The organism is Paenibacillus sp. MAEPY2, from assembly GCF_000499205.1.
GTDB lineage: Bacteria > Bacillota > Bacilli > Paenibacillales > Paenibacillaceae > Paenibacillus > Paenibacillus vandeheii.
Genome location: NZ_AWUK01000010.1, coordinates 312957 through 329030 on the forward strand (window position 1 = coordinate 312957; position 16074 = coordinate 329030).

A 16074-nucleotide genomic window follows, 5' to 3' on the forward strand; every position below is an offset into this window, starting at 1 on the left:
TTTCATCCCTGTGACCCAACATTATTTTGGACCCACAGGAATATGCTCACAGGCCGCGTCATAGCGGTCTTTTTTACATATATAGACATGAGAGGACTGTGAAAATTGTTGAAAATTTAGGAACTTTTAAGAAATTGGACTACCCTTCTTAAGCATTATGCTTTTTAATAGATAGTGAGCTTAACGTACTAAGTCACATTAGACATATCAACGAACATAGTAAGGAGAAACGCTAATTATGAGTGAAACCATCAAAAGAGAGCGAATTCCAGAGCTGAATCTCGTACGGGCAATGGCCATCATCGGCGTGCTGTGTGTGCATTCCACTTCATACGCTACGGTGGACATGACAGGTTCAGGGTATTACTGGCTGTACAATTTTATTAATATTTTTATGAAATATGGTACACCCACGTTTATTTTCATGAGCAGTTTTGTGCTGTTCTATAACTATTATTCTCGCCCGCTCGATAAGAAGCTGGTTAGTAACTTTTACAAAAAAAGATTTGTTTATATTTTGCTGCCGTATTTCATATTTTCATTAATGTATTTTGTGATTCTGCACTTCACGCATTATCAGGGCCGTCCGTTCGGTGAATCAGCCGTAAGTTTTATAACGAAACTGTTCACGGGCAAGGCGTATACGCATCTGTACTTTGTATTTATCAATATGCAATTTTATCTGTTATTCCCACTGGTCTTGTGGCTGCTCAAGAAATATCCCTCAGTCGTCAAATGGTCAGTACCGATTGGGCTGCTCATTCAGTGGGCATTTATCGTAAGTAACAAATATGGATTTCAGGTGCCGAACAAAGGAAGCTGGGCATTCTCGTACTTTTCCTATTTCATGCTGGGTGCTTTTATCGGGGTATATTTTCCGAAGATTAAACAATGGTTTGTCATTAGTCGGGCCAATGCAACCAAAGCTCGTGTAGTTTCATGGATTGTGCTGTGGGCAGTATGGATTTTTGCCGGACTCGGTCATGTGTACATTTATTATCTGCTGCGCATGAAGATTGCGACCTATAACACGCTGTGGTATGAGTTCTTCTGGAACTTGCATACGTTCGCCTGTGCGCTGGTGCTCATTCAGATCGCGTACCTGCTCTATCGCAAAGGACCATCGCTGATCGTCAAGCCGCTCAATCGGCTGGGGGCACTGTCCTTCGGTATTTATCTGATCCATCCATTTTTCCTGCTGGTCTATCGGAACTTCCCACCACAAACCGGGGTTTCCTGGTTGATTCACCTGTGGTACGCCGGAGGTTTTGGTGTGGCGCTAATTGCATCGTGGATTGTGGTTGGACTCACGGCAAGATTCATTCCGTTTGCATGGGTGATTTTCGGCAATTTGCCCAAACCGAAGCCAAGGTTGGTACCGCAACAAAACTCGGGACAACTCGACGTTCGTTAAAAAATATTTATGCCAACAAAGGAATAATAAACCGTTTCTTGGTCGACCATTAGGGTTGAGCGGGGAACGGTTTTTTGATTGCTGGTTGGAATCATATATGGGGAACGGATGTTTCTTTTTCATATGCGAAGGGTAATGAGAAGACGGAACACTATTTAAATAGTTTGATAAGCAGAGAACTTTAAGAACAGGATTAAGGTGAGAACAATGACAACATGTGAACAATGCGGGAAACCGATGCAAGATATATTGGAATACGTGGAACATATCCTTCATGAATGCGTGGGGCAGACGCAGGAGTACAAGACAAAAGACTATGAGACATCTGGCTATGAGTGTGTTAGCGAGCAGATGTGATACAATAGAAAGAAACCGGATTCATACGGAACCGAGGTGACAACATGGAGACGGGCTTGGCCCCTTTCCGGCAGGAAATGACGGAACATGAAGCGCAACTGACCAAGACATGTATGTATTGCGGGCAAAAGCGACCTTTGTCCGAATTTCGACGAAGAACCGGAAAGCGGGCTGGCCCCGGAGCCAGACGCGGCGCTTGTCGCCGCTGTCGTCAGCTCGGTGGACAAGCGGATAACGATAGTGCCCATAACGTCTCAATTCGGCAGCCGGATGAGCGTACGGGGAATCAAAATAGTGCCACACCAGCCCGGCGGCATATAGCTGCCGACGCTTCTGCGTCTGTAAACCACGCAGCAGACCTGATCGCTGATGCGGTGGACAGGGATTCAGGTTCTGTGTCTGCGATAGACAGACGTGTGGATGCTCAGCCTTCAGTGAATTCAACTTCTCCGAGAGAGCGGGACTCTGCTGATTATGGAGAAAATGTTGTCGCGGCTTCTGCTGTTACCCCTTCGTCTCCTTCAGGCAACAGGAAGAAGAAGCGGAGAAGAAGGAGAAAAGCGAAGCGTACTGACGTGCATCCGGTTCATGAGCCGATGGAATTGATTTCGCAGACGAACCCCACGAGCGACATTGCAGATCTTCCACAGACCGATGTACTCCAACAACAAGACAGGGATTCGCAGGTGCATACAGCGAGTGCTGATTCATCTGCGAAGCGTGCCCGCGCGCGTATAGCCGCTGGCACGGATCAGGCCGCCGAGCAGGAAATGGCGGCGGCCAAGGCTCTGCTGCCAGCCAAGCCGCAAGGCCCGGCAGCAGAGCCAGGGGCTGCGGATCAACCGACCGCAGCCAAGCGCAAACGCAAGCGGCGCCGCAAACGTGCTGCCGCGCTGCCGTCCGGCGCAGAACAGGCCCGCAGCATAGCTGAGGCCAGTGCGCCGGGCCAGAGCGACCGTGGCGATGCCAATACGGTCGCTGGACCCACAGCGGCAGCACAGCCTGCCGCTGCTGCACGGCTCGCGCCCGGCCAAGCATCGGGCGCGGCTATAGAGGCTGCGCCTCCTGCACCCGTGCGCCAGCCAGGCTCGCCCGGGTCAAAGCCGCGCCCGGCACGCAAGGAGCGTGCGCCCAAGGCGGGCAGCGAAGACACCGCCCGTGTCGGCTCATCCGGGCAGCGGGCGCCTGCACATTCCAGCCGCAGTCACGGGGCTGGAACGGAAAGCCGTCCCCGCCGTCATACTCCGGCGGCTCCTGTAGCAATTGACCCGGAAGATCCGTCATCGCTTCGGACAAACCGGCAAGGCATGGTGCGCATGCGTGGCAAGACAGACAAAGGGCGGCGCTGGCATCAGGAAGTGGATATGGAGCTGGCGGTCACGCTGGTCAAGGAAAAAGCCGCTGTTGTAGTTAATCGGTACACGATCCGCCGATTGTTCAGTAACAAGGACTTCAAGCGGTTTATTTTGACTCGGGATAACTATACCTGTTATTTCTGTGGCTCGTACGGAGACACAATTGACCATCTTCTGCCGCGAGCCAAGGGTGGGCATACCACTCCGCTCAATTGTGTCTGCGCCTGCAATCTGTGCAACCAGTCCAAAGCAGCAATGGATGCCGAGGAATTCATGCGTTCTGGTATTCCCGAGTGGAATGCTGCGCATCAGGAAGAGCTGAATGAATTAGCCATACAGGAAGCTCAGCTAGAATAATTGTTAAGTGATACACTGCCCTGGGCTTGTTCCACAACCCGTTTCAGGCGGGGCATTTGATAAAGAGAGCACACCAAGACTGAACAGGTCCAGGTGTGCTTTTTTGTTTTTCAGCGCAGTGGGTGAAATTTCTTCAAATTGACAACGGTACAGCGTTCATATGTACGTTATACTGGGGGGAGTGAGTAGAGATATTTCAGCATCCTTATATTTGAAAGCGGATTGGTTAACACACATCATAGAAGAAATATTGGACTTATAGATTGGAGGGAAGCAGATGAACCCGGCATCCTTGGACATCATGTCCTATATTACGGAAGAGAATATTCGTTTTTGGCTGGAGAAGTTTCGCTCCCTGGGCCCGCTACCGGGCATTTTGCTTACCTTTATGAAGTCATTCGTGCCCCCGCTTCCCACGCTGCTGATTGTTGGGGTTAACGGTGCAGTGTACGGGTTATGGGCAGGGTTTTTATATTCATTGATCGGGATGGTACTCGGTTGCACCGTTACATTCCTGATCGTACGGGAGATTGGGAAATCGGCTTTTGTGGAACGTTGGGCCAACAAACCACGTGTGCAGCGCAGCATGGTATGGATTCGGCGGAATGCGTTCAGTTATGTGTTTTTGCTGAGTATTTTTCCGGTGGGTCCGTTCGTCATTATCAATGTTGCCGCAGGTATTGCACGAATGAGATTGCTGTCTTTCCTGCTTGCGGTGAGCTTTGGTAAAGCCATTATGATCTTCTGTGTGACGTATATCGGTTCCAATGTAGCTCAGTTTATGGAACACCCTGTGCGGTGGGGCGGCGTTTTGTTGTTTATTGCTGCATCCCTGTGGGCAAGTCGGAAGCTGGAGCGTCACTTTACCCGTTCGTCATCAAATCGTGAGGAAATGGATGATCTGAGTCACTCCTCTGAAAAGTCTATTTCTTCGTAAACTTAGGGAAAATACGAATACGCTCGATTTGAATGGTTTTGTTGGAGATGACCATCCGTATAGAGGGGGATAAGTATGATTGACAATGTCTTTGATTTTGATCAGGAGCTGCACCGTATGAATGAGGACGAGCTGCGTTCATTACTGCGTTTGCTTTATCTCAGCGCAGACAGGGAAGTCAGTGTTCAGTCAGCGGAAGAACATTCTGTTCATTTTGCAGCGAAAGTACAGTCGATATTCAAAACATTGGACGAGGATCGGAATCGTGTGAAAGCTGAGCAACAGGCATTGGAGGCACAGAAACCACGTGAAATTCACATTGCGATTGGTGAATCGCCGCTAGGCAGCATTAAAGTTGCGATGAGCAAAGTTCCCGGACGCTCGGAGCGACGTTTTTACTCAATGAATGACTACTATGCCATCGGTCCATTGGGCGACTTGACTAACAAGGTGGATTTACAACGCAGGCACCTTTGGCTACTCGAAAAACTCTATTTGAGTGAACATGGAAGCTATGCCGTCCAAGGTATGGATGAGCTGCTTCGATTAAACAACGTAGTGAGTTCGATAGATGAAGATACGCAAATCACTATCTGGTATGCGAATAATGCTCATGAGAAAACGGGACTTTTATATGCCATGCATTTGCTGCGTAACCGGCTTGCCCCTGTTTATTTGATCGAGACAAGTGCATTATATCAGGAATTATTCAATACTTCTGAAGTTCAGTATGATGTTCTTAGAACAGGTGAAGTTTGTTCTGAGAAGTTGCTAGCGATGTGGAAACACTGCGTGAATGCCGATCCGTTGTCTTTGGAGGAACGCAGACAAATGGAGCAAGAGTGGGTGAATCTGGCTATACAGCCTGGACTTCTGCGGTTAATGAAGGATGGCGTGATTCAAAGCGTGTCCGAAGACGGGATAGATGAGTTTATTATGCAAAAGGTCAGAGAGCTTACGTTAACCAGACAGCCTGGTGAATTCATAAAATCAGCCCGTATTGTAGGTGAGGTACTGGGTCATCTCGAACAATCTGTCGGGGACGATTTTATTCAATACCGATTAAGGCATCTGGTATTACAGGGACGGCTTGAGATGGAGGGGAAACCTCATGCCATGAGGTTTTACAGTATCCGGCTCAGTCCTTAAATGAAACAGACTGTTAATCGACACATCGTTCTGTCGGTCAACAGTCTGTTTTTTTATACTATTTTTGGTCAGATCGGCTTTTTGAGTGATCCGGCCCCCATATTTCCAACAGCGGCCCCTCTTGTCCATAGACCGGATCAGTATCTGGAACCGGGACCTCCTGAATCTCTCGCAGAACTTCAGGTCGTTCTCCCGGTTCACCAGTTCGGGTATTGTAACTCATGCCACCCGGATAGGCCCCGGCTATGCGGAAATCAAGGCTCGCACTGAGCCGCTTATGTCCGGTCCCCGCAGGAAGTACAACGACATCTCCAGCCTGAAGGCGAACAGTCTGTCCATGTTCCCCGCCAAGAATGAGCTGAACCCAGCCGCTGACCACGGCAAGTACTTCATGAGCATTGCTGTGGTAATGATGATAATCAAACACACCGTTAATCCAGCTATTTCCCCATCCGTTACGGTTTAGTAACGACTCCGCACGAGAGGAATCTTTTGCCCAAATCCCTTTATACAGAAGTACAGGCAGGCTCGGATGATTGGGAATCACACCATCGTCTTGAAATAACATCGTCTGTACATCATTCATTCGATCCTTCATCGTAAACATCACCTCTCTATGACATTACCCGTTTATTTCTGGAGAAGAACAAAAAACAATGGTAAAATGATACAAAATGTATCACTTTAAGGTTATACTCAGAACATAGACTCTCTTTAGTGAACTTGTTGTATAAATCGCAAGGGGGAATGTGCTTGAACATTGTTATTACAGGGGCTTCTGGATTTGTAGGCTTTAACCTTTCGCAGTATTTGGCGCAAAAAGGACATCGGATCACCCTGTTGGATCGGGATGATTATTGTCAGAGGCTTGTTCACAGCTCCCCACTTCATGACATGGCCTTCATCTGTTGTGACCTCGCTACAGACAGAATCAGCTTGCCACACGAAACAGATTATATTATTCATCTGGCAGCGATGCCACACGTAGACTATTCGTATCATCACCCCGGAGAAGTGTTTCGTAACAACACCCTCAGTACACAGGCCATTCTGCAATATGCATCCGATCATCATATTCCCGTCGTACTGGCTTCATCTGTGGAGGTATATGGAGGGGAGATGGGCAGAGTGTATCATGAAACGGATGATTATGCTCCGGTATCCCCGTATTCCGCGTCCAAGGTAGCCTGTGAGATGCTTGCGCTATCCTACGCTCAATGTTATCAACTTCCTGTCAAAATATTTCGGTTGACCAATCTCTATGGTCCCTGGCAGCTGCCGGATCGGATTATTCCGCGTAATTTTGGGCGAATCATGGACGGCCTGCCGCTGGATATTCAGGGATCGGCGGTACGTGATTTTCTGTATGTGGATGATGCGCTGCGAGCGATTGAACAGATTATGCTGAATGGACAAGATCAGCAGATCTATAACATTTCGACGGGGCAAGGAACGACCATGCAAGAGATAGGGGCGCTTTTGCAAACCATACATGGTTCCCATGGAACGGCGCAGATTCGGGAGCAGGAACCTACCCAATCCAGGGGCTCGAGCCTGGTCGTTCACTCTGGAAAGCTGCGAGCAGAGCTCGGATGGTTCCCCAAGACAACGCTGGAACAGGGGCTAGAGCAGACCTTTCGATGGTATCAGGAACATCCCGATTGGGTAAGGCAATTCAGCCGGGAATATCATACGACAAGGGAGACACGCAGTTTTATTATTGATATGGCCAGATACGCAGTTCCAGCTGTATAAACCAGAACAAGAAAAGCCAGGGAAGGGTGTAGGGAATAACACCTTCCTTGGCTTTTTTGCGCTCCCGTACAATTCCAAATGTTCATTCAGCCTGAACGGTAGGCAGCTTACCTATATCTACTGCACGAATCGTCGTGCGTTTTCACGTTAAACGAATGGATCTAGTGATGTTTTTTCACATCGGCAATTTTATCCTGCACAGCACCTTTGGCCTTATCTTTCTTGCCTTCAGCCTGAAGGGATCTGTTGTTAGTTGCATTACCGACCTGATCCTTCACTTCGCCTTTGGCTTTGTTTACGCCTGCTTTGATTTTATCGCTAGTTGAATTACTCATAATCGAACATCTCCTTCGTTTCTGGTGTAGTCCTTATTAACCGGGAAATCCATAGTCTAAACTTCCGCTTTTGGACAGGGGGCAAAAATTCTGCTGCATATTCTGTCAGAAATGCTCTGAACGAAGAGTCAGTATAAGTACAGGCACTGCATAATGGCGTGCTTCATTAAAGGAATGAGAGGATGTTATGATATGAGCAATTATATTGGAAATGGTGCGTATTGTTACGCCAATTCAGCAGCGATGCTACTGTCGTCCATTGGAGAAAAGGTGGACCCGAGTCTCCTTGAAGCTATAGGTGGCTTTTCCCTGGGAGCTTTCCGTACGCAGGAAGACCTTCTCTTTTTTGATAACTGTACCTCTAGTCCGGATCTGGCCATCAGCAAAGCGATGAGTATTCTGGGATTCAGTGTGCGCGAGCGTGTGGAATCACGGGGAACAGAGATGCCTGTAGATGATTTGAAAAAAGCATTGCAGCAGGGTCCTGTAATGATGGGTCCTCTGGATATGGGCAAACTCGTCTACAACCCCAATTCTCCGAACCTTGGAGGTTGCGATCATTATGTAGTGGCGTTGAGCATGGAGGGCAATGAAGTATGCCTGCATGACCCGGCTGGATTCCCGAATGTCTTTCTGACACTAGATAAACTTGAGGAAGCATGGAAGTCTGAATTCCCGTGGAGTAGCGGTGTGTATCGACGTTGGTGGAGTCCTGAACGTATTGAACAGCCTGATCTGGATGAGATTAACCGTCGCGCTTTTACATGGTTCAAATCAACAATTACAGAACAGATCCATGATACTGCCGCACACGAAGGGCGAACGGGAGCTTCAGCGATTTCGCACAAGGCGGAACAGGTTCGTGCTGGAGCAATCGATGGCAGTGAGTGGGCTCATTATGTGTATTTTGCTCTGCCCGTAGGTGCGCGTCGTGCCCATGATTATGGCTTGTATTTTAAAACACTCCATCCCGATCTTTCTGCTTTGAAGTATGCTCAGTCCCGTCAATTCGGGGAATGCCAATCCCGTCTTGTCTCCCGGAACTGGGAGGCTGCTGCGACAATCATGTTGGCAATCGCGGAGACGGAAGCTATGATCGAAGCCGCTATTTTGAAGTTCGAAGCCGCTATTTTGAAGTTGGATTGATGCAAGTGAAGCAATGCTATGAGAAAGGAGTTACACCATGGGGAAAATAGCTGATCATCGCCTGAACAGGCTAGTGGAGAGTGAGACATTTGAGGATCGGCAAAAGGAGCCGGACATCGCGCTTATTCAGCGAGCTCAAACAGGGGATACAGAGGCCTTTGGTGAGTTAATTCAGCGTTACCGGGGGCAATTGTTCCGCTATGTACGTGCGCTTACACATGACTCTTTTCTCGCAGAAGACATTTTACAGGATGGGCTTATTCGTGCGTTCATTCATTTGGGACAGCTTCAGGATACCGACCGTTTTCTGGCCTGGATGCAGAGGATTGTACGTAATCAGGCTTACTCGCATATGAAACGCCGAGAGCAGCAGCGGGAACAACATTTTTCTTCTTTCCTAGCATTTGGAGCCGATGACGCATCATGGAGCGAACAAGACTCGCTCGACAAGACGCTGAATCATCTGCTGAGTGACGCCGATCGGAGATCGCAGGAAGCAGGCTATGACCCGCATCAAGCTGTTGCTCAGCAGGAACTATGGAACAGTCTCCATCAGCTGCTGGGTTGTCTGAATGAGAGAGAGCAACAGGTCTTCACATCGTATTGGATAGAACAGCTGTCACCGCAAGAAATTGCCTGCCGATTCAACCTGACTGTTGCCAATGTGTATCAAGTTCTGTCCCGTTCACGTAAAAAAGTGTCCCAGGTTCATATTCAATTATCTGTAGAAGAAATGCTGGCAGAGTGGAATTCACTCGGACAAAATCGAGTCATTCTGGAAGAACCCCGATCATTTCTCCATCCTCATACCTGGAATTCGGCTGCAGCCTGCATTTACGAGATGTTAAGTTATATTGATCAATCTCCATCTCTGCCCATGGTTATGGGGATGAGTGGCTTGGCTTTTCGTCTGACCATCCTGCCCCAGGATATACATATCGCCGGACCCACCGCCTATAACTTTAAAGAGGTGCTTACCAGAGGATTGCAACATTTGGGTTATCGTTCCCATGCGGTTGAGGCTTTGGCAAGCGAAGCGGGACTCAATGCCAATCTGGTGGACCCTTCGATGCTAGAGGAGAAGGCGAAGGGGAAAAGGTTGCTAAATCCAAGGCTGGTTCGGGCCCTGTCCTTGATCCGATACTCCATTCACCGGGGAATTCCGGCTGTGGTATGGGATCTGAATATTCCCGAGTTCGGATTAATTTATGGCTATGATGATGCTGATCGGACCCTATACGGTTTAGATTTCATTAAATCAGGAGCATTTCCCTATGACCATGTAGGCCGGGGTGTGAACCAGGAAGTATTTGTATTGGCAGCGGAATCGGATCGCTTGACCCGAGAAATGGACTTGCACGCGGCATTGACCAATGTTTTGGCTCACTATGGTGGAGAGGACCCGTATACCTTGCCGAACACAGTTAGTGGTCTGGCTGCCTATGCGGTCTGGAGAGAAGCTTTGGAAAATAGACGGGTAGAACCAAATGGTCATGCCTATAACATTGCGATTTTGTGGGATGCAAGACGTTATGCTGGTGAATTTTTCAAAGAACTTTCTCTAAGTTGGGCTTCGATCCCTCGATACACCAATTTGATGCCATTCTGTCGCCAGGCTGAAGAGTTATATCGGATCATGACCGACAGGCTAAACGTTCTCAAGCAATGTTTCCCTTTTCCAGAAGGAGGAAAGCCTAACGAGAAAGTCCAGGGGGATACGGCCATCTCGATCCTCATGGAGGTAGAGAAATTGGAGCGAGACGCTGTTGTTGCGATAGAAGCATTGCTAAAGGAGTGGTCTTACATTACCCGGTAATGGTTGTGGTGGGATCCAAATGTAACGGTCAGATCGTGAAATAGCGAAATAGCGAACAGTGAAATAAACCTCAGGAGGCAGAACGATTGGTCAGGCCTTCTTTGTGTCTTTTTTGCTTTCAAGCCACGATAGGTTCATACTAAGGTAAGAAATGATGTCAATTCAGGAATAAGGCTGTACCCCTAGCTGCATAATAACGACAGTGACCAATTTCGTTGCATGAAATTCATGGTTTTGGAAAACAATTCCTGAAAAATTAAGTTGAAAAATCCTCCCTTGTGTACATATCGCGCATATGGCCGTATGGGATCTTGTCTTCATACCACATATGGTAGGATTACGGATCTGGGACAGGATGAAGAACGATTGTAATTCGATTGCAATGCTTGACAAAAAAATCGATTTTGTTACAATGTTCACAATATCTTCACAAGTGTAAAAAATTTCTTTTTCATGTTCATGTGTAAGAGGTGTAATATAGGGGTATAGAGTTCGGTTTCGGCCTGCTTGTCGTTTTGCGTCAACACATGTTGTCCGCAATAGACCCAAGATACAATACATGATGTGGGAGCGGCCCATGGGCTATGCTCATTCTATTGTGTGAAATTTGGTACATTTAGTTGTATTGGATGTATTTGTGGTTCGGCTCTGCTTGACAGGCATCATGAAAGTCGCGGACTTCTATCCCAAAGTAAAGGAGGACTTTCTCTTATGTCACAATCGCCTACTCAACAAGAGGTGCCGGTTACAGAAGGTGCCGACGTTTCCCAACGCCAGTCCTTGGACGTACTGGATCAACTGATGAAGCCTGAGGTACAGGAGTCTTTGACCGTTCTGGTGGAGAACCTGCCTAAACTGGCTGAAATGGTCACTGCAATGACCAAAGCTTATGACTTTGCACAAAGCGTAGCTACAGACAAAGTTCTGATCAGCGACACAATGAGCGCAATGGGTGAGTTTGCTAAACCTGTTGTAGACAAAGCTAAAGGTGTAGCTTCTGCTGCCATCGAAGCGAGTGATCGTGCGCAAGCCGAGCAAACTTCGGTTGGTTTGTTCGCTATGCTCAAAATGCTTAAAGATCCAAACGTACAACAAACGCTGCGTTTTGCTCAATCATTCTTGAGCATCCTGAACGAGCGTCAACAACAGCAACGTTAAGATTAGAAGAACGGAGGATGGATATGTCGAAGCAAATTTTGATCTTGGGCGGAGGTTACGGCGGTCTGTTGACTGCGCTGACTGCGCGTCAATACCTGACACCGGAAGAAGCGACTATTACAGTCGTGAACCGTTACCCTACGCACCAAATTATTACGGAACTGCACCGTCTTGCAGCGGGAAGCATTGCTGAAAAAGCAGTGGCCCTTCCACTCGAAAAATTGCTGAGTGGTAAAAACGTGAACTTGAAAATCGATACGGTGGATACAATCAAGCCGGACGAGAAAAAAGTTCTCATGACAAGTGGTTCTACTTACTCTTACGATGCGCTCGTTGTTGCCTTGGGCAGTGAAACGGCATTCTTCGGAATCCCAGGATTGCAGGAGTACAGCTTCACGCTGAAATCCGTTAGCGATGCTAACCGCATTCGTGCACACGTGGAAGCTCGTCTGGATGCTTACAAACAATCCGGCAACAAAGCAGACGCTACGTTTGTTATTGGTGGCGGCGGTTTGACAGGGATTGAGCTTGTTGGTGAATTCGCTGACCTTCTTCCGGCTGTATGCCAAGAAAAAGGTATCGACTTCAAAGAAGTTTCCCTGTACACGGTTGAAGCAGGTCCTTCCATCCTGGCAGGATTCCCGCCAGAACTGGTTGAGCGTGCTAAATCAAGTCTGGAAAAACGTGGCGTTAACTTCATCGTTGGCGTAGCGATTACCGAAATGAAAGAAAATGAAGTTCTGCTGAAAGACGGAAGCTCGATCCCTACGAACACACTCGTATGGACTGGCGGCGTTCAAGGTAATGCAGTTGTTGCGGGCAGCGGAATTGAAGTGGATCGTGGCCGTGCGAAAGTTACGGAAGTACTGCAATCCACATCCCATAAAGACGTGTTTGTTGCTGGTGACAGCGCAGTGGTCTTCCCTAGCGAAGGCGCTCGTCCATACCCCCCAACAGCACAATTGGCTTGGCAAATGGGTGAAACCATTGGTCACAACCTGGGCGTAATGTTCAAAGGTGGCGCAATGGAATCCTTCACACCAGTATTCTCCGGTACACTGGGAAGTCTGGGTCGTAAGGATGCTGTCGGCATGATCGGTGGCAACCAGACTCGTCTGAAAGGTCTGCCTGCAACCATGATGAAAGAAGCAAGTAACATCCGTTACCTTGCTCATATTCACGGATTGTTTGCACTGGCTTACTAAGATCTGTTCGCCATGCAGCACACAAAGGTACCCCTCTGGGGGTGCCTTTTTTTTGTTGTATCCAGAATTAGCCCAGGCATAATATGCATTTCCTGACAGTAGGAGATGTATCCATGTTGCTTATCATAAATATCGAGGACCAAAGGTGCTCAGTATAACTGTATTGGGAGTATGGTATATTAAAGGAGTGCGTGTTATACGCATCACAGGATGCATTGAATGGTAGTAATACATAGCAGCCGGCGCTTAGAAGCGTCGGCTTTCGTTTAAATGAAAGAGAAGTCTGATTTATCAAAAGCTGGTTACAAAAAGGAAAACCGAGAGGAGAATGATATATGAACGTATTAGTTATTGGAGCGAACGGACAAATCGGCAAATTTCTGGTGCAGCAGCTGGCGCAGGAAGGGAAACATCAGGTCACTGCGATGATTCGAAAACCGGAGCAGGCTGATGCATTAAAGCGGCTCGGTGCCAATGTCGTGATTGGCGATTTGGAAGGCAGCGTGGAAGATCTGGCCGAGGCGATGAAGGATCACAATGCCATCGTGTTTACAGCGGGTTCTGGCGGATCTACAGGAGCGGACAAAACGCTGCTCATTGATCTGGATGGTGCAGTGAAAACGATGGAGGCCGCACAGCAGCAGGGGATTACCAGATATATTCTGGTCAGTGCGTTTGGGGCCGATCAACGGGAGAAATGGTCGGATGCCATTAAGCCGTATTACGTGGCGAAGCATTATGCCGATCGAGCGTTGTTCGCAAGTGATCTGAATTACACCATTATCCGTCCTGGTGGTTTGAAAAATGAGCCAGGCACTGGCAAAATCTCTGTAGGAACAGATCTAAAACCGGGAAGTATTCCACGTGAAGATGTGGCCCGTGTAATCGCTGCTTCCCTTCAGGAGGAGAAGACGTATCGCATGGCTTTTGATCTGATCGCCGGGGATGACTTGGTAGAGGATGCCTTAGGTAATTTGTAATTCGTATTGTAATAGAACGGGAGAATGGAATGGCTGAATGAAGGAGAGCTCAGCAGGATTGATTCCGTACAGGTGATCAAGGGTGAGCGCAAAGCTCAACTAAAGAGAGAGTTTACATGATAGAGTTAAGCCATGTGCAGCAGGGCGCTTCGAATGAAGCGTCTTATTTGCTGTTCACTCGCAAGTTCAGTGTGTAATCGTACATGTTCCGCCGTATTGTTCACTATTCGAGCAGGGGCTTGGCGGATACAATCGTAACCAGGAGGTGAGTGCCGATCCAGTCTGAGAAGTAAGTATTTGATGAAATGCATCATCGATCGGAGGAAGAAGAGACGTATCGATTTTATTGTAAGCGCTCTACAAATAAAGTGCGGAGGTGTATTGTTCTATGAATGAGGATTGGTTGAAAAAGAAAACAAATTCACATCGGTTCACTCGTCGCCTTTGTTATCTGCTTGCTCTGATCTTGGCGCTACAATCGCTAGCTATGCTGGTCGCTCCAGGACAACAGGCTTCCGCTGCTCCACTCAGTGTGACTAATGGGGTACAGTTCAAGGATACAAGCGGTAATGTCATTCATGCTCATGGGGGAGGGATGATTAAGGCTAACGGATACTACTACTGGTTTGGAGAGAACCGCAATCCGAATGGAACGTTCAAGGCGGTGTCCGTATACCGTTCAGCGGATCTGAAAAACTGGGAGTATCGCAATGATGTGCTCACCAGCAGCTCAGCTGCCGAGCTGAACATTTCCAACATCGAACGCCCGAAAGTCATCTATAACAGTACAACAGGTAAATATGTTCTTTGGATGCACAAGGAAAACGGGGTCGATTATGGTGAAGCCCGAGTGGCTGTAGCAACCTCCAGTACAGTGGATGGCAATTATACGTATGTGGGCAGCTATCGTCCGCTTGGCTACGATTCGAGAGACATGACGGTCTACAACGACAATGGCACGGCTTATCTCATCTCAGCGACCAAAGTAAATGCCGACCTGAATATCTACAAGCTGACTCCGGATTTTCTCGGGGTGGAATCACTCGTAACGACGCTGTGGCCGGGGCAATATCGTGAAGCACCTGCCATGTTCAAAAAGGACGGCGTCTACTTCCTGATCACATCCGGGGCTACGGGATGGAATCCGAATCAGGCCAAATATGCGACTGCCTCCAGCATAACTGGTACGTGGAGCGGCCTGAGCAACTTTGGGGATAGTACAACCTATGGTTCCCAATCAGCATACGTGCTTCCGGTTGAAGGATCACAGACAACATCCTATCTCTATATGGGTGATCGCTGGGCTGGCGCCTGGAGCGGGCCAGTGCAGGACTCCAAGTATGTGTGGCTGCCACTCTCTTTCCCAAGTGCAACCAGTCTGGCGATGAACTGGGCAAGCAGTGTTACCATTGATGCAGCTACAGGTTCCGTAACCGGAGTGGATACGCCTGACGTATGGGACCCCAATGCTTCATATCAGTTGATTAGTCGTAAAAGCAATAAACTGCTTAATGTCATCGGCGGTTCTGCGGATAACGGTGCCGATCTGGAGCAGCGGGCAGATGGCGGCACGACCAGTCAGCAGTGGCAGATCACGGATGCGGGTGGCGGTTATGTCAAAATCATCAACCGATCCAGCAGCAAGCTGATCGGTGTGGAAAATGGCTCCACAGCAGATGGAGCTGTGATTGAGCAGTGGAACGATGGCGGCTGGGCCAGTCAGCAATGGCAGCTCGTTAGTGTGGGCGGAGGTTACTATAAATTGAAAAACCGCAGCACAGGCAAGCTGCTTGATATTTCTGGACAATCCCTGGCAGACGGGGCCGCCGCAATCCAGTGGACAGATAATGGCGGTACGAATCAGCATTTTCAGATTGTTAAGGTTCAATAAGGATTTATGTTGAGGTATATGTGTATTCATTAAAAAGATCTTGCGAAGCCCTTGTCCCGCACCTACCTATAGGCGGGACAAGGGCTTTGTGATGTTGTTACCATTGTGCGTGATGCTAGCACAGAGATGATATCCAGACGATTTTTCGCATCGTGATGTAGTTTCAATTATTCTTTAATCATTCTTATTCCAAACTGTGGTAAACTAGTAGAATTGTAG

13 protein-coding genes are annotated in these 16074 nt (G+C 48.2%); 11 read left to right on the top strand and 2 right to left on the bottom strand.

Annotation, left to right across the window (positions count from 1 at the left end; all coding sequences use genetic code 11):
- Positions 1-238 precede the first annotated feature (238 nt).
- The 4 genes from P364_RS0108850 to P364_RS0108870 all read left to right on the top strand — a co-directional run bounded on the left by P364_RS0108850 (position 239) and on the right by P364_RS0108870 (position 5569).
- Positions 239-1414, top strand: a complete 1176-nt coding sequence (locus P364_RS0108850) for an acyltransferase (RefSeq protein WP_024629778.1) — start codon at positions 239-241, stop codon at positions 1412-1414.
- 401 nt (positions 1415-1815) lie between these two features.
- On the top strand, positions 1816-3483 hold the full coding sequence (locus P364_RS38685) for an HNH endonuclease (RefSeq protein ID WP_024629779.1): 1668 nt from the start codon (positions 1816-1818) through the stop codon (positions 3481-3483).
- Between the two features lie 277 nt (positions 3484-3760).
- The gene (locus tag P364_RS0108865) at positions 3761-4420 is read left to right on the top strand and encodes a TVP38/TMEM64 family protein (protein WP_024629780.1); all 660 of its coding nucleotides are present in this window, start codon (positions 3761-3763) and stop codon (positions 4418-4420) included.
- Positions 4421-4495: 75 nt separating this feature from the next.
- Positions 4496-5569, top strand: coding sequence for a DUF1835 domain-containing protein (locus tag P364_RS0108870; protein ID WP_024629781.1), 1074 nt, complete (start codon positions 4496-4498; stop codon positions 5567-5569).
- Between the two features lie 58 nt (positions 5570-5627).
- Here P364_RS0108870 and P364_RS0108875 read toward each other — a convergent pair whose 3' ends face one another.
- The gene (locus P364_RS0108875) at positions 5628-6167 is read right to left on the bottom strand and encodes a cupin domain-containing protein (protein ID WP_024629782.1); all 540 of its coding nucleotides are present in this window, start codon (positions 6165-6167) and stop codon (positions 5628-5630) included.
- Between the two features lie 149 nt (positions 6168-6316).
- Here P364_RS0108875 and P364_RS0108880 point away from each other — a divergent pair, with 149 nt between their 5' ends.
- On the top strand, positions 6317-7324 hold the full coding sequence (locus tag P364_RS0108880; RefSeq protein ID WP_081717946.1) for an NAD-dependent epimerase/dehydratase family protein: 1008 nt from the start codon (positions 6317-6319) through the stop codon (positions 7322-7324).
- 161 nt (positions 7325-7485) lie between these two features.
- On the opposite strand, the gene P364_RS36805 is transcribed toward P364_RS0108880, so the two are convergent.
- The gene (locus P364_RS36805) at positions 7486-7659 is read right to left on the bottom strand and encodes a CsbD family protein (RefSeq protein WP_076287359.1); all 174 of its coding nucleotides are present in this window, start codon (positions 7657-7659) and stop codon (positions 7486-7488) included.
- Between the two features lie 192 nt (positions 7660-7851).
- Here P364_RS36805 and P364_RS36095 point away from each other — a divergent pair, with 192 nt between their 5' ends.
- The 6 genes from P364_RS36095 to P364_RS0108920 all read left to right on the top strand — a co-directional run bounded on the left by P364_RS36095 (position 7852) and on the right by P364_RS0108920 (position 15855).
- Entirely contained in the window at positions 7852-8805 is a 954-nt protein-coding gene (locus P364_RS36095) for a hypothetical protein (protein WP_024629784.1), read from the top strand.
- Between the two features lie 37 nt (positions 8806-8842).
- Entirely contained in the window at positions 8843-10621 is a 1779-nt protein-coding gene (locus P364_RS0108895) for an RNA polymerase sigma factor (RefSeq protein WP_024629785.1), read from the top strand.
- A gap of 711 nt (positions 10622-11332) precedes the next feature.
- Complete coding sequence (locus tag P364_RS0108900; protein ID WP_024629786.1) at positions 11333-11779, top strand: DUF1641 domain-containing protein; 447 nt, start codon at positions 11333-11335, stop codon at positions 11777-11779.
- A 23-nt stretch (positions 11780-11802) separates the two neighbouring features.
- Positions 11803-12984 (top strand): NAD(P)/FAD-dependent oxidoreductase, encoded by a 1182-nt coding sequence (locus tag P364_RS0108905; RefSeq protein WP_024629787.1) that lies wholly within the window; start codon positions 11803-11805, stop codon positions 12982-12984.
- A gap of 335 nt (positions 12985-13319) precedes the next feature.
- The gene (locus P364_RS0108910) at positions 13320-13964 is read left to right on the top strand and encodes an SDR family oxidoreductase (RefSeq protein WP_024629788.1); all 645 of its coding nucleotides are present in this window, start codon (positions 13320-13322) and stop codon (positions 13962-13964) included.
- 388 nt (positions 13965-14352) lie between these two features.
- A complete protein-coding gene (locus P364_RS0108920) occupies positions 14353-15855 on the top strand; it encodes an RICIN domain-containing protein (RefSeq protein ID WP_152532687.1) in 1503 nt (500 codons plus the stop codon).
- Positions 15856-16074: the final 219 nt, after the last annotated feature.